The organism is Marinoscillum sp. HNIBRBA16962 (genome assembly GCF_057801515.1).
The window spans coordinates 2669704-2683859 of sequence record NZ_CM173603.1 but is presented as its reverse complement, the minus strand read 5'-3'; the positions used below and the strand labels follow the sequence as shown (position 1 = coordinate 2683859).

At 43.9% G+C, this 14156-nt stretch carries 12 protein-coding genes; 7 read left to right on the top strand and 5 right to left on the bottom strand.

Going from position 1 to position 14156, the window contains the following annotated elements; genetic code table 11:
* The first annotated feature begins 25 nt into the window (after window positions 1–25).
* Window positions 26–1645: a CotH kinase family protein gene (locus AC3E9V_RS11380; RefSeq protein ID WP_488753320.1), complete on the top strand. Its 1620-nt coding sequence runs from the start codon at window positions 26–28 to the stop codon at window positions 1643–1645.
* A gap of 158 nt (window positions 1646–1803) precedes the next feature.
* Here AC3E9V_RS11380 and AC3E9V_RS11375 read toward each other — a convergent pair whose 3' ends face one another.
* Window positions 1804–2808, bottom strand: a complete 1005-nt coding sequence (locus AC3E9V_RS11375; RefSeq protein ID WP_488753319.1) for an alpha/beta hydrolase — start codon at window positions 2806–2808, stop codon at window positions 1804–1806.
* Window positions 2809–3077: 269 nt separating this feature from the next.
* On the opposite strand from AC3E9V_RS11375, the gene typA reads away from it, so the two are divergent.
* The 3 genes from typA to AC3E9V_RS11360 all read left to right on the top strand — a co-directional run bounded on the left by typA (window position 3078) and on the right by AC3E9V_RS11360 (window position 6492).
* Entirely contained in the window at window positions 3078–4850 is a 1773-nt protein-coding gene (gene typA / locus AC3E9V_RS11370; protein WP_488753318.1) for a translational GTPase TypA, read from the top strand.
* A 284-nt stretch (window positions 4851–5134) separates the two neighbouring features.
* Complete coding sequence (locus tag AC3E9V_RS11365; protein ID WP_488753317.1) at window positions 5135–5875, top strand: hypothetical protein; 741 nt, start codon at window positions 5135–5137, stop codon at window positions 5873–5875.
* A 23-nt stretch (window positions 5876–5898) separates the two neighbouring features.
* Window positions 5899–6492: a hypothetical protein gene (locus tag AC3E9V_RS11360; RefSeq protein ID WP_488753316.1), complete on the top strand. Its 594-nt coding sequence runs from the start codon at window positions 5899–5901 to the stop codon at window positions 6490–6492.
* Between the two features lie 71 nt (window positions 6493–6563).
* Here the strand turns inward: AC3E9V_RS11360 and AC3E9V_RS11355 are convergent, their stop codons facing one another.
* On the bottom strand, window positions 6564–7043 hold the full coding sequence (locus AC3E9V_RS11355; RefSeq protein ID WP_488753315.1) for a DUF6495 family protein: 480 nt from the start codon (window positions 7041–7043) through the stop codon (window positions 6564–6566).
* Window positions 7044–7110: 67 nt separating this feature from the next.
* Between AC3E9V_RS11355 and AC3E9V_RS11350 the strand changes: the two genes are divergently transcribed.
* Window positions 7111–8517, top strand: coding sequence for a TrkH family potassium uptake protein (locus tag AC3E9V_RS11350; RefSeq protein WP_488753314.1), 1407 nt, complete (start codon window positions 7111–7113; stop codon window positions 8515–8517).
* A gap of 18 nt (window positions 8518–8535) precedes the next feature.
* Window positions 8536–9207 carry a potassium channel family protein gene (locus tag AC3E9V_RS11345; RefSeq protein ID WP_488753313.1) on the top strand — a complete coding sequence of 224 codons (672 nt, stop codon included), beginning with the start codon at window positions 8536–8538 and terminating at the stop codon, window positions 9205–9207.
* Here the strand turns inward: AC3E9V_RS11345 and AC3E9V_RS11340 are convergent.
* Window positions 9204–9629: a VOC family protein gene (locus AC3E9V_RS11340; RefSeq protein WP_488753312.1), complete on the bottom strand. Its 426-nt coding sequence runs from the start codon at window positions 9627–9629 to the stop codon at window positions 9204–9206. The genes AC3E9V_RS11345 and AC3E9V_RS11340 overlap by 4 nt on opposite strands.
* 133 nt (window positions 9630–9762) lie before the next feature.
* Here AC3E9V_RS11340 and AC3E9V_RS11335 point away from each other — a divergent pair, with 133 nt between their 5' ends.
* Window positions 9763–11013, top strand: a complete 1251-nt coding sequence (locus tag AC3E9V_RS11335; RefSeq protein WP_488753311.1) for a TPR end-of-group domain-containing protein — start codon at window positions 9763–9765, stop codon at window positions 11011–11013.
* 326 nt (window positions 11014–11339) lie between these two features.
* Here AC3E9V_RS11335 and AC3E9V_RS11330 read toward each other — a convergent pair whose 3' ends face one another.
* Together AC3E9V_RS11330 and AC3E9V_RS11325 are read right to left on the bottom strand one after the other, a co-directional pair.
* A complete protein-coding gene (locus AC3E9V_RS11330) occupies window positions 11340–12806 on the bottom strand; it encodes a TolC family protein (protein ID WP_488753310.1) in 1467 nt (488 codons plus the stop codon).
* Complete coding sequence (locus tag AC3E9V_RS11325) at window positions 12799–14142, bottom strand: ABC transporter permease (protein ID WP_488753309.1); 1344 nt, start codon at window positions 14140–14142, stop codon at window positions 12799–12801. Before AC3E9V_RS11325 ends, AC3E9V_RS11330 begins: the two co-directional genes overlap by 8 nt.
* Between the last annotated feature and the right edge of the window lie 14 nt (window positions 14143–14156).

Below are 14156 nucleotides of genomic sequence, written 5' to 3'. Positions count from 1 at the left end.
CAGCTTGTTTTAGCAACATATGAACATGAAAAGATACCTCTATGTATTTAGCTTATTTTTTCTAAGCTCCATAGCCATAAAAGCTCAGGTAGATTTCCAGTCTTCCAATCTCCCTATTATCATCATTGATACTGATGAACAGGAAATCCCGGACGAACCTAAAGTTTTTTCCACACTGAAAATCATCGATAACGAACCCGGGGTGATCAATCAGGTAACAGATCCTGCAAATGATTATGATGGATATGCAGGGATAGAACTAAGAGGACAGTCCAGCCAGTTTTTTGATAAGAAAAGCTACGGACTGGAACTACGAACCATCAATAATGAAGACACGTCTGCCATGGTGCTCGGGCTTCCTAAAGAAGAGGATTGGGTATTATACGGCCCCTACTCTGATAAATCGCTGATGAGAAATCACCTCAGTTTCTATCTCTGGTCCAGGATGGGCTGGTATGGCAGTCGTACCAGGTTTTGTGAATTGGTTATCAATAATGACTATAAGGGAGTTTATGTATTTATGGAAAAGATCAAACGCGATGGGGACCGGATAGATATAAGTACCCTGAATCCTGATGAAAACACCGGGGATGATCTGACCGGTGGATATATCATTAAGATTGATAAAACAAATGATGGCGAAACTGTAAAAGGTTGGGCCTCCTCCTTCCCACCACCAAACAGGGAGCAGGACTATCAGGAGATTTTTTTTCAGGTAGAAGAACCGGACCCTGAAGATATTACTTCTACCCAGCTAGACTACATCAGGACTTATGTTTCCGGCTTTGAAGAAGCACTGGCAAGCAGTCAGTTTACTGATCCTGTCTATGGTTACCGGCGATTTATCAATATCCGGTCATTTGTAGATTATTCTCTGTTATCTGAGATAAATCGTAACGTTGATAGCTACAGACTGAGCACCTATTTTTATAAAGATAAGGACAGTAATGATGGCAGGTTAGTCATGGGGCCTCCCTGGGATTACAACCTGGCATTTGGTAACGCTGACTACTGTGACGGATGGGAAACCGACGGGTGGGCCTGGAATTTTAATCAGATTTGCCCCCATGACTATTGGCTGAATCCATTCTGGTGGAATCGGTTCATGCAAGACCCTGTCTATATAGCTCAACTCCAGGAAAGATGGGAAGAACTTCGATCAGGCCCCTTTTCCACAGAAGCTATTCATGCCTACATAGATTCACTGGCCATTGAACTGGAAGCTCCCCAGCAAAGAAACTTCGAGCGCTGGCCGATCCTGGGTTCATACGTATGGCCCAACAGCTATGTGGGTCAAAGCTACAAGGATGAAATAGACTTTCTGAAATCCTGGATTGAGGCTCGAATGAGTTGGCTCGATATTACTATTAGTGACCTGGAGGTGGTTTTAGGGAACCAGCAAGAAACCATATCAGATATTAAGGTCTTTCCTAATCCTGCTTCCGGGCACCTAAAAGTGACCGCTCCTGAAAACCTTATCCATTACCGGTTAACGGACCTGAAAGGCAGGTTGTCTGATTCCGGAGATATTGCCAACAAGTCTGAATTTCTATTGGACATCAGCGAATTACCACAGGGCATATACGTACTTAAAGTAGTTGATTCAAATCATAGAAGTCATATCCACCTGGTAAAGAAAGAATGATATTAAGTTAAGGTTGTAACTTCACAAATCAGTCATTCCAGTGATTCCATCCGGATAGAATCTATCAAATTATTGAAGCGGGAATGCCCCTTTTACCAAAGACTCCATTCTGGAGTGACCTTAACTTAAGAGCATTGACCAGCGCCCTGGTCTGATCATTACAAAGCCGGTACCAGGTTTAAAACGGACTCAGCAAACTGATATGTACTGTTTCTGACCTCCTCTACACTATTCGACTTGACAGGGTTTGCTATGACGTGCTCTCCTGCTCCAGGAAAAGCCCTTAACTCCTTTTGATCCTCGGGTGTGCTGGTTTGAGAATCAAATCGCTGAATAGCTTTTACTGAAATGACCTTATCCTGTTCTTCTTCATTTTTGTAGTAATATCCTGCAAAGTAAGGCTGCTCTACTGCTCCAAACACTTCAGTGGTCATGGTAGCATCCAGGAGTGTTTGCAATGCCAACAATCCTTCATTGCGATAGGTGGTGGTCCAGTACTGATGTCCTTCTGCAGTGGTGGTAGAATCAGGAAAACGATATTTTCCAGCGACTGTCAGAACTATTTGCTTACCCCACGGACCTGTCATTAGCTTTGCCATAGGGTTATATAGTTCAATGTTAGGCGAATACATGATCATCGCATCGATCATTTCCCTGTTAGCGCCTGCAAGGTAAATAGCCAGGGTACTGCCCGTACTGCAACTCATAACGATCACATCCTCCCCGATCAACTGTCCGATTGCTATAGCTTCTTTAGCATCTTTTACCAGGTCGTTAGGCTCCAGAGTCAAAAAAGACTCTTTGTCATCTTGTCCGTGTCCTGCAAACAACGGAGCATAGAGATTCATCCCGTAGCGTTTGGCAAAGTCAAATGGAATAGGGTTACTTTCCATAGGGCTGGCAGAAAACCCGTGCAGATAGACGAGGCTATATCTGGTTTTACGGATACTATCTGCCCAGATGATACGGGATTCATTGTTTGGCTTCAGGTTTGGTATGTCAGCATCCTTCATGTGTACATACAGGTCTACGCTATCCAGGGAGATATCCCATGCCGTGATTTGCGGACCCTCTATCGGCTCAAAAGAAACCTTCGGTCCCAGAAAGAAAGCAGCGATAAACAAAAAACAGACAACTACGACGATTAAAGGAACTTTTTTCATGGGAAGATGTTGGGTTTAGACATTAGACTTCAGAGGTTAAACTTTGGCTCTTTAGTTAAGACCTGGGTTTTCGAATACTTGTTAGTCATTGTAAAAATAGAGCTAAAACAATAAATGGATCTTAGACATTAGATGGATCTTAGACAATGCAGTCTTAAATCTTATTATCTGGCGTCTCTTGCCAGACTAACATTAACAATCTTTTTTTGACTGCAACAGACTATTGACCAAATAAGGGGTTATTTTTGCGCTCTTTTATAAAAAGGACTATGACTGATATTAGAAATATTGCCATCATTGCTCACGTAGATCATGGCAAAACGACCCTGGTAGACAAGATGATACACTTCTCTAAGCTCTTTAGAGAAAACCAGGAGTTTGATGACCTCATCCTTGACAATAATGACCTGGAACGCGAAAGAGGCATTACCATACTTTCCAAAAATGTTTCTGTAATATACAAAGACGTAAAGATCAACATTATTGACACTCCCGGTCACTCCGATTTTGGAGGTGAAGTAGAGCGGGTACTTAAAATGGCAGATGGTGTACTGCTCCTGGTAGATGCTTTTGAAGGCCCTATGCCTCAAACCCGGTTTGTAATGAGCAAAGCGCTGGCGCTCGGCCTAAACCCTATCGTAGTGGTCAATAAGGTGGATAAAGAAAACTGCCAGCCTGAATTGGTCATGGAGCAGGTTTTTGACCTGATGTTTTCACTGGATGCTTCAGAGGAGCAGCTCGACTTTACCACAGTATACGGCTCCAGCAAAATGGGCTGGATGGGCTCGGACTGGAAACACCAGACCGAGGACATCTCCCACCTGATGGATGTGATCCTGGAAAAAGTGCCTGCACCAAAGGTAGAGGAAGGTGTTCCTGCATTACAGATCACTTCTCTGGACTTTTCAAATTTCGTAGGACGGATTGCTATTGGAAAAGTGATTCAGGGTACCCTGAAAGAAGGCGCACAGCTAGGCCTGGCCAAAAAAGACGGGTCTGTGAAGAAAATTCGTGTGAAGGAACTTCACATTTTTGAGGGGCTGGGCAAAAAACAGGTAAAGGAAGTGCCCTGCGGAGACATCTGTGCCATCACAGGCATTGAAGATTTTGATATCGGAGATACGGTGACAGACTTTGAAAACCCCACCATACTACCGAGAATTGCCATAGATGAACCTACCATGAGCATGCTCTTCTCGATCAATGACTCTCCTTTTTTCGGAAAAGAAGGCAAATACGTGACCTCCCGTCAGATCAGGGACCGACTGTTTAAAGAGGTAGAACGAAACCTGGCACTACGAATTGAAGAAACCGGATCTGAAGACAAATTTCTCGTTTATGGCCGGGGGATACTTCATTTGTCCATTTTGATAGAGACAATGCGTCGTGAGGGCTACGAACTGCAGGTAGGTCAGCCACAGGTGCTGATCAAAGAAGTAGACGGGCAAAAACACGAACCAATTGAGCACCTGGTAGTGGATGTCCCGGATGAGTACTCCGGAAAAGTGATCGAGCTGGCTACTCAGCGTAAAGGCGACCTGACGGTCATGGAGCCTAAAGGAAACATCCAGCACCTAGAGTTTGATATTCCTGCAAGAGGGCTGATCGGTCTGCGTAACAGGATGCTTACTGCTACAGCAGGTGAAGCAGTGATGACCCACCGTTTTAAAGCCTACGAACCAATGAAAGGCGAAATACCAACCCGTAACAACGGTTCGCTGGTAAGCATGGAACAAGGCGCCTGCACTGCTTACTCCATTGATAAGCTCCAGGACCGGGGAGTCTTCTTCATCGATCCGGGAGACGAATTGTATGTGGGTCAGGTGATCGGAGAACACACACGTGGTAATGACCTGGTGGTGAATGTCATTAAAGGCAAGAAGCTGACCAACATGCGAGCGGCCGGTTCAGATGATAATGCGAAAGTAGCTCCAAGACGACAGTTTTCGCTGGAGGATGCACTGGAATATATCCAGAAGGATGAATATGTGGAAGTAACACCCAAGTCGCTAAGGATGCGAAAGATCCAGTTTAAGCCTTAATGATTTTGGGGTTTCGGGCTTAGGCCTCGATTTGACCCTTCATTAACATAGCCCTAAAACACTTAAAGGCCATCTTAGCAGGTTTTTGTAGACTATAATCTGTTAATCAAGGGGTTGACATGACACTACTCTCCACAGGAGATTAGCGGACATACCTGACATTCGATAAAACCAACTGATCTATCTCATAAAAAACTTATTGCGAATCAGATTAAATCTCCAGATTTCCTTCAGATTCTCCTCGTTTCTTTATATAATAATAGAAAAAACAAACCGTGTAAGTCATGGAAACTGTATTTTCATTTATTACTGATTGGACAGGGGAGATTGGTTTATTCTGCCTGGGAGTAGCCGTCTTGCTGGTTCTTATTTATGAGATTGGGTTGGTAACTACTACTAAACAAACTTCTAAATATGAGTTTGCGAGCAAGTACGAGGTGCGATTTCTTAAGAATGCTTCTACCTTTTTCTCGATTGCCGTTACGCTCCTGATCTTTGACTTCATCACTCGTGTAATTGCCAATGTAAAGATCTACGAGTACTATTTCATTGCCTTTGTGGCGCTGGGGATCGGTTTCCTCTTCGGGTATGGTCTTACCCAGTATTTTAAGGTTTACTACCCTTTTATCCTGGAGAAAAAGCTGAGCAAAATTCGGTTTAAACCGCGTAAATCACCTGAGACGGGTAAACCCATGAAGCTTCTCAATGAATTGGAAGAAGATGCTCACCTGACGGAAGAAATGATCGAGCATGAAGAAGCCTTTACGTATGACTATGATGTATGGCTGGATGAAGAAACCGGCTATAAGCTGATAGAACGCTATGATGGCCACCTGCATGCGCTGGTTTGCCCCAGGTGTAACTTCAGGACGCTGAAGGACTATAAAGAGGAAGTGATCAAATCACCCACAGCCAATGAAAAAGGGCTCTTAAAAAAGCACTATAAGTGTTCCTATTGCAACCACGAAGAGATCAAGGAAGTTAAGATCGCCTCGCTGAAGGAAGAGCAGGAGCTCATAGCATAATCTTTAAATAAAAGGTTCAAGCCATGAAGAAGGAAGTCGAATTGAGGGTAAAGATTATAAGCTGGACTTTTGGTGTGGTTATTTTCTGTGGCATCATGTTTCTGATGATGGACGTATTGCGGGAAAAAAACCAGTCGCACGAAGGAGCACTGATGAGTGCCGCATGCGAGGACATCAAATCTCATGAGACACTGAGAGCTAAGAATGACTTTGACCAGATTGTGGAAACGATCTCTTCACACCTTCACAGCTATCGTGATCAGAGTGACACCATTGTAGCCCAGGCGGTAATAAACCTGCGAATCCTTAAGGATGAAGCGGTTTTTCACAACAATGATCTGCAGATCTATCACAGACATTTTGCACATACGCTGAACCAGCTCTCTTATCTGGAGCTGGAAGATGCGATCTACCTGACAAAAAATAAAAAGCTGAAAGAGGCAAAAGAAGCCATAGGAAGGGCGCAACATTACCTCCATGATGCGCTAAATTTCACTAAAAAAACGAATTATAATGAGCAATTGGAACTACTCCATGAGGTTAACCAACTCCATTTATCCAAACCGGAAAGTCAGGATATTCAGCGGTCACTGGAGAGGGTTAGAGAGGTAATATAGTTTTTGAATCTCCGGGAAAGTAAAGAGATGCGGGAAAGTCTGTATTCCTTTACCTTCCCGATAGATTTACTTTAAACCAGACTCACTGAAAGTGCTTTAAAGAGCTTCCCATCTGATAGTTGACAGCCGGACTGTGTCATCTCAAAGAGCTCCTCTTCGCGGTTTTTTGAATAGGGCTTTTCTGAGGAAAATACTTCCAGACCTTTTGGGGGATCCTCAGTCGCCCGCTGAATAAAGGATGGATCTGTAAAGTCATGCTGTGGATTAGCCGTTTTCATTCCTATCAGGATGATTTTTTCTTTAAGACACTGAAACGTTCTAACTTCATTTTTTGAAATGTAATCCAGAAAAAGGAGCTTTCGCATGATCCCTTCAAAAACCACGTCGCTAAACAAGGTGATAATGTCCTCTGCTTTATCTTTCTCATCTTCTCTGAGCTTTACCCAATCGTCAGCAGTGATCCCATTTACGATCAGGTATTCGATAAATTCCTTTTCTAACGAATTCAGCTCTTCGGTGGTTAAATGTCTGTACTTCGGAGTAACCGGCATAATAAGTTTGTATAAATGCAATTCAGAATTATGGACACAAAGATAAAAGGCCTATTTTAAAGCCAGAATGAAAGTCAACCTGTTTCCCGGAAAATCAAAACTGAGTAAAATACTCTCCGAACACCTGCTGGTCAATCCCCAGCGAATGATACTGCTGAGTTTTCTGCTGGTCATTATATGTGGAACGATACTTCTCTCCCTTCCTGTCGCGACTACTGCGAAGGGATCATTACCGCTTTTAGATGCCCTGTTTACCGCCACTTCCGCCACATGTGTTACCGGCCTGATCGTTACAGATACTGCAAGCACATTTTCCCCTTTCGGCCAGTGGACGATCCTGATCCTTATACAGCTTGGAGGTCTGGGGATCATGTCATTCAGCACATTTTTCATGTTCTTGCTTGTGGGAAGGCTGAGTATCTACGGACGGGATATTCTGATAGACAGATTTAGTCAAAAACCGATCTTGGGGCTAGGAAACCTTATCAAAACAGTCTTTCTTTTTACCATTACACTGGAGCTGATCGGAGCAGCTTTACTTACCGTTTCATTTCTGCAGGATTATTCCCTGGCTGATGCACTATACTATGGCCTCTTCCATAGCGTTTCCTCCTTTTGTAATGCAGGCTTTTCTCTACTTGGAAACAGCTACATGGATTATGCAGGAGACTGGTATTTCTGTATAACAAACGTATTACTGATCATCGCTGGCGGATTGGGGTTCATTGTTATTTTCGATATCAAAGTCCAGCTATCTTATTTTCGATCGGGAATTCTTTCCAGACTCAGTCTTCATTCCAGGGTTGCTCTCAGTACCACTGGTTTACTTATTGCCATAGGCACCATAGGTATTTTCCTGCTGGAGACTCAGCATTCATTAGCTGACCACCCATGGCATGAACAGTTTCTCATTTCTATTTTTCAGTCAGTTACCACCCGCACAGCCGGATTCAATACGATTTCCATAACCAGCTTATCCTTACCGACACTTTTTATTATGCTCATCATGATGGTTATTGGGGCATCACCCGGATCATGTGGAGGCGGCATTAAAACCACTACATTCACACTTTTTATTCAAAACCTGCTCAAGCAATTTTCTAATAACAAAGACATCAATGTGTTTAGCAGACGTATTCCGTCAGAAACACTCTCCCGCGCTATATCCATCGTCTTCTTTGCCATATTCACTATATCAGCATTTATCTTTTTGTTGCTTTTAAGTGAAGACTACTTCGGACTTCACCAGGGAGTCCCGCCGGAGTTAATGGATATTATCTTTGAAGTTGTATCTGCTTTTGGCACTGTAGGGCTGAGCACCGGTATCACTGAAACATTGAGTCCCGTAGGAAAACTATTGATCACCATCATGATGTATATCGGCAGACTGGGTCCCCTGACTCTGGTTTTTGCACTGAAAACCAGAAAAGCATCCAGTCTACGCTATATGAAGGAAGATATTCTTGTAGGATAATCACAATGACTAAAGCTTATGAAAAAGAAAAAACGTATAGAATCCTTTATGCTAATCGGCCTGAGCACCTTTGGAAGGTTTCTTGCCAGGTACCTGCATGAAAGAAATTTTGAAGTGATCGCAGTAGATCAGGATGAGGAAAGGGTCGAGAAGGTCAAGCCCTACGTAACCAAAGGGATTATCGGGGATGCCAGGGATGAGGGGTTTCTCCAAAGAGCCGGGGTGAAAGATGTAGACTCCGTCATAGTAAGCCTTGGTAGAAAAACCGACGACAGCCTGCTGGTTGTTTTGCACTTGCATGAGCTTGGCGCAAAGAACATTCACGTAAAGGTAGTGGAAGAAGATCATGCCAGAATTTTGCATAAAATCGGTGACTGTGAAGTGATCTTTCCTGAACAGGAAAGTGCGCTTCGGCTGGCCCAGAGGATCGATAACCCAAACGTTCTGGATTATATACCCCTGACCGAAGATTACTCCATCATTGACTGGACTCCCAGCAAAGAGTTTGTGGGTAAAACACTCGGTGAGCTCAATCTGAGACATGAATATGGCGTTCAGGTAGTTTCTATTGAAGATGGTGAAAAAGAGGTTAAACTTGTCCCAAAAGCAAACCATAGAATAAAAAAAGGTGACGTATTGGTCGTAATTGGCGAAAATGAAAACCTGGAAAAACTGAAAGAAACAAATTAGCTGGCAAAAAGCTGATTCATGTCCTTAAACGCCTTAAACTCAAGGGCGTTTCCGGACGGATCTTTGAAAAACATAGTGGCCTGCTCCCCTACCTCGCCTTTAAACCGGACATAGGGCTCTATGATAAATTCCACGCCTTTGGTTTTCAGCTTTTCAGCCAATGCCTCCCACTCATCCATGTCCAATACCACTCCGAAATGTGGCACAGGTACTGCATGACCATCTACGGGGTTGTGATACAATGCTGGCTTCTCTTCATGGGGCTTCAGGTGAATGACAAACTGATGCCCATAAAGATCAAAATCCACCCAGTGATCCGATGAGCGACCTTCCGCACAACCAAGCACATCCCTGTAAAAGGCACGGGTTTCCTTCAGGTCATAAACAGGTACAGCCAGGTGAAATGGGTTGATTTTACTCATGAGATTCGTCTTTGAGCAAAAGTACCCGCTACCGCTCAAACATAGAATAAGAGCTTCACATTTTAAATGGGGTGTTTTATCCTGTTTTTTCAGGGGAATCCGGTTTAAATTGGTTCTACTGAAAAACCTTACGATGCAACGTACCTGTGCCTCATTCTTCTTCCTGATTATCACCTTGTCTGCCGCTGCTCAGATGGACAGCTTACAGTCTTACTATCAGCAGAGCATAGCTGCTTACAAATCCGGTGATTATAAGACCTTCCTGAAATACGCCAGCCTGGCTAACGATATACGGCCCAATCACCCCACCCTGGCCTACAACATTGCTTCTGCTTATGCTTTGAATAATCACAAAGAAAAAGCCATCGAAGCTCTCAAATCCTGCATCAGCATGAATGCTACAGATAGTTTCCTGGAGGATGAAGATTTTGCCAACCTGCATGGTGATCCTCGTTTTAAGGAGCTAAAAAGCTGGCTGCAGGAAAAACAGAAAAGAATAACCAACAGTAAAATCGAGTTTACAATTGACCAGAAGGATATTCATTTTGAGTCGATAGCATCAGGTAAGTCCGGAATATTTCTGGGAGGGGTTCATTCCAAAGCCATTTATCGATACCGGAACAACCAGTTGGAGCCATTTATAAAACCGGATGAGGCGGGGTTATATTCCGTAATGGGACTTGGTGTGGATGATAAGCGTAAGGTCTTATGGGCTTGTACAGCCGCATTACCCGAAATGGAAAATTATACAGATTCCCTGCAGGGAAAATCTACCCTCATGGCATTCAGCTTAAAGGATGGTAAGCTATTGAAATCCTTCAGGCTGGAGAAAGCGATACTTGGCGACCTGATTGTGACCAGTAGAGGCGATGTGATTACTTCAGACGGGATGTCTAACCGACTATTCATAGCTGATCCGGACAGCATCCAATTACTGCTGGACCTGTCGGAAACAGTTCTTAATCTTCAGGGACTGGCTATTGACGAAAAGCGAAACAGGCTTTACATCTCTGACTACCTGACGGGCATTTACCGGGTAGACATTGGCACTAAAATGCTCACTAAGGTAAACCCTAACAGACTTTATTCTGACAAAGGTGCAGATGGACTTTTATTCAATGATAACCGGCTAATTGCTTTTAAAAACGGAACATCACCCAAACGAACCATTGTGATTACACTAAATGAATCCGGTGATATGGCAGAAAAGGTTAAAATCATTGATCAAAACCTGGAAGGCAGCGGAGAGCCCACACAAGGCGTGATCATTGTGGGTTCCGTTTACTATATTTCAAACAGCTCATGGGATGCTTATGAAGATGGAGTATACAACAGGGAGCTCAGTGATAGCCTGAAAGTTCGCTCGTTTCAACTCAGAGATTAGGATAGATTTTATCACTCACTTTGTTATTTTAGGACGCCTCAAGAAATCTTATCTCAATGCACCGAAATAAGCGCTTAAGGTACCGAAATGCCATCTCAATGCACAGAAATATCCTCTCAACGTACCGAAATGCTTGCTCAATGCACCGAAATGCTTGCTCAATGCACCGAAATGTTGTCTCAATGCACCTAAATATGTGCTCAACGTACCGAAATACTATCTCAACGCGCCGAAACCTCATCTCAATACACCGAAATCTCAACTGAATGAGGCATCCTAAAATAACTTGATCCGGCGTGGAGCGCAAGTTTTTACTTAATTCCTGTTTAATCCCTATCCTGATAGAGCAGCTCATCGTTTTGGAAGTCATAGAGGGTTAGTCTTCTCAGATCAAAGTAAGCATTCCAGTATGACCTCAATGCATTGATATAAGCCCTTCTCGCCGTGTCTTTTTCCTCCAGGGCAATGTTGAGGTTTGTAATGTCGATCTTGCCGATCAGGTACCTGTTTTGAGCTACATCATACCTTTCCCGGGCCACCTCATTTGATTTTTTGGTAATCTCCACCTGTGATTGCAACACCTCAAACCTGGATACCAACGTGATGATCTCCTGCTCAAATGCCTGGACGTCCTGGGCAACAAGGTATTGGGTCAGCTCCTGATTAGCCAAAGCGGTCTGTACCCTGGACTTTGTTCTTCCCCAGTCCAGAATAGGTACTTCTAAAGTAAGGTTTACCCGCTGCTGATTATTGGGATCTACATAAGTATCCGGTAGCTGTGCAGCGGCATTGTTTAAGCCGAATGAAGCAATTAGGTTTGTCTGAAAACGTGAGGTTTTAGCCCTGGCTACTTCCCTGTCGGCTTCAGCTTTCCTTCGCTCAAACTCAATGAAGTCAGCCCGGTTTTGCTTGGCATATGACAGTGCTTTGATCAGCTCAATGTCAAACTCGGGAAGTTCTTCAGGTAAAAACAGCTCCAATGTGTAGGTAGAAGTGTCCTGCATGCCTATGTATCTCCTCAGATCCAATCGAGAAGTTTGCAGGTCCAGCTGAGCCTGGGCTACATCCTGCTGTGACCTGAGCAGCTGCAACTCCACCTGCAGCAGTTTGTCTTTGGAAGTAGTACCAATATTGTATCGCCCCTCTTCGATGTTATAGATCGTATCATTATTAGCCAGATTAAATTTGGCAATCTGTAAATTGATCTGGGCATCGAGGTAATCGAAAAAGCGATCAGTAGCTTCGCGAGAAATAAACTCCATCTCTTCCACATAGGACCGTTTAGACTCCTCATACCTCAGCGGCTCTGTGCGTTTATCCCACTTTAGCTCATTAAAGCCAAATACAGGCTGTATCAAGCGCACGTTAAACAACGTAGTGTTGTATCTGGTAAGATCCTGGTTTATATCGTTAAATTGATTCAGGCTACTGTTTACACTGATCATTCCCCCGGTCCATGAGATCGGCTGCCTCAACCCCAGCTCGAGTTGTGATGAAAGCTGCTGGCGCTCCTGGAAAACGATCTGTCCGTCATCCTGCCTGTTACCAAAAAAGTCCCGGTCATAGCCAGGGATATTTCCTTCCAGGTTAAGTGACGGATTGTAATTGGCCCTGAAGGTACGATACTGCCAGTAAAAGTTCTTTTTCCGTGTCTCAGCAGCCTTTGCCGAAGGCGATTGTGCTTTGGCCAATTCGATAACTTCTACAAGGGACAGTTGACGTGTTTGTTGCTGGGCAAAAACTGAAACCGAAAAAGCAAACACAGAAAAGGCTGCTAAAATAATCTTATTCATATCTTAGAGATTCAATAGGGTTTTGATTAGCGGCTTTTCTTGCTGGAGCAATCCCAAAGATAAGACCTACTCCAGCAGCCACACCAAATGAAAGAAGAATTGAAGTAAAGGTGATTACAGTGGGGATTTCGGCAATAGAGCTTACTAATAGTGCGATGGTTATTCCTAGAAAAACACCAATGAGCCCCCCGGAAACACTGATCATCACCGCCTCAAACAAAAATTGATTAATAATATCAAACTTCTTGGCCCCCAGGGACAACCGCAACCCGATTTCCTTAATACGCTCAAGCACCGAGGCAAGCATAATATTCATAATACCTATGCCCCCAACCAGCAGAGAGATACCCGCTATGGCCCCCAATACATAATTAAAAATATCATTAGTGCGTTGCTGTTGTTTCAGTAAAAGCTCAGGGATCTCAATCTCAAAATCGATGACATCATAATGTTTTCGCTCCAGCATTCTGGCAATTACATCGGCAGTAGGAGTCATCAACTCGGTTTTATCTACCTGAACGACCAATCTGTCCAGCTGATGATAGTTGGTTGGTCCGGTGTTTTCATTTCCTGCCTGGTCTGTTTGAAAAAATCCCCTCCCCCGACTACCTGAATTGGCACGTCTGAGCATTTCTTCAGTTACTAACGCCCTGTTTTTATAGCGAATGAGCATGGTCCGAAGAGGCACATACACATCCATATTATAGTCCCGAATACCCAGGTTGGAAATACTGCTGGAGGAAATCAGCCGCTCTTCCAGCATACCGATGACCTTGAGCCAGTTGTTTCCACATTTGATATACTTGCCTATGGGGTCTTGAGTAGGGAAAAATTTTGCTTTGATAGACTCTCCAATAATACAGACCGGTTCCCCATGCTTGAGGTGATAATCCGTGAACATACCTCCCCTGTCCAGATTGAAATTGAAAATATCAAAATAAGCGGGCTCCACTCCTACCAGCTTGGCCGTCCTTCGTATCCCGTTGTTGATCAAATAGGTATCCAGAATGATTTCGGGGCTTAACCTATTGATGCCGGGAATCACTTCCCGAATCCCCTCAACATCCTGGGTACTGAGTCCCGGAGACCATTTCTGCTTCTCCTTTTCATCCTCTTCCTGCTCTTCCAGGTTTTCCTCGCTCTGAGGCACAATAGGCCTGATAACGATATTATTGACGCCTACCAGCTTGATCTGCTCAAGGATTTCCTGCTGTGCACCGTTACCGATGGCCAACATCGCAATGACAGCAGCTACTCCAAATATGATTCCCAGCCCGGTAAGGATGGACCGCACACGATTAGCCAACACCGCTTCTGAAGCGATGTACAGATTCATTAAGACTTTTTGGG

Excerpts from the sequence above, each read along its gene's own strand:
- AC3E9V_RS11380 (WP_488753320.1), top strand. The coding sequence starts at position 26 with ATGAAAAGATACCTCTATGTATTTAGCTTATTTTTTCTAAGCTCCATA.
- AC3E9V_RS11330 (WP_488753310.1), bottom strand. The coding sequence starts at position 12,806 with ATGAATAAGATTATTTTAGCAGCCTTTTCTGTGTTTGCTTTTTCGGTT.
- AC3E9V_RS11335 (WP_488753311.1), top strand. The coding sequence starts at position 9,763 with ATGCAACGTACCTGTGCCTCATTCTTCTTCCTGATTATCACCTTGTCT.
- AC3E9V_RS11350 (WP_488753314.1), top strand. The coding sequence starts at position 7,111 with ATGAAAGTCAACCTGTTTCCCGGAAAATCAAAACTGAGTAAAATACTC.
- AC3E9V_RS11360 (WP_488753316.1), top strand. The coding sequence starts at position 5,899 with ATGAAGAAGGAAGTCGAATTGAGGGTAAAGATTATAAGCTGGACTTTT.
- AC3E9V_RS11340 (WP_488753312.1), bottom strand. The coding sequence starts at position 9,629 with ATGAGTAAAATCAACCCATTTCACCTGGCTGTACCTGTTTATGACCTG.
- typA (WP_488753318.1), top strand. The coding sequence starts at position 3,078 with ATGACTGATATTAGAAATATTGCCATCATTGCTCACGTAGATCATGGC.
- AC3E9V_RS11365 (WP_488753317.1), top strand. The coding sequence starts at position 5,135 with ATGGAAACTGTATTTTCATTTATTACTGATTGGACAGGGGAGATTGGT.
- AC3E9V_RS11345 (WP_488753313.1), top strand. The coding sequence starts at position 8,536 with ATGAAAAAGAAAAAACGTATAGAATCCTTTATGCTAATCGGCCTGAGC.
- AC3E9V_RS11375 (WP_488753319.1), bottom strand. The coding sequence starts at position 2,808 with ATGAAAAAAGTTCCTTTAATCGTCGTAGTTGTCTGTTTTTTGTTTATC.
- AC3E9V_RS11325 (WP_488753309.1), bottom strand. The coding sequence starts at position 14,142 with ATGAATCTGTACATCGCTTCAGAAGCGGTGTTGGCTAATCGTGTGCGG.
- AC3E9V_RS11355 (WP_488753315.1), bottom strand. The coding sequence starts at position 7,043 with ATGCCGGTTACTCCGAAGTACAGACATTTAACCACCGAAGAGCTGAAT.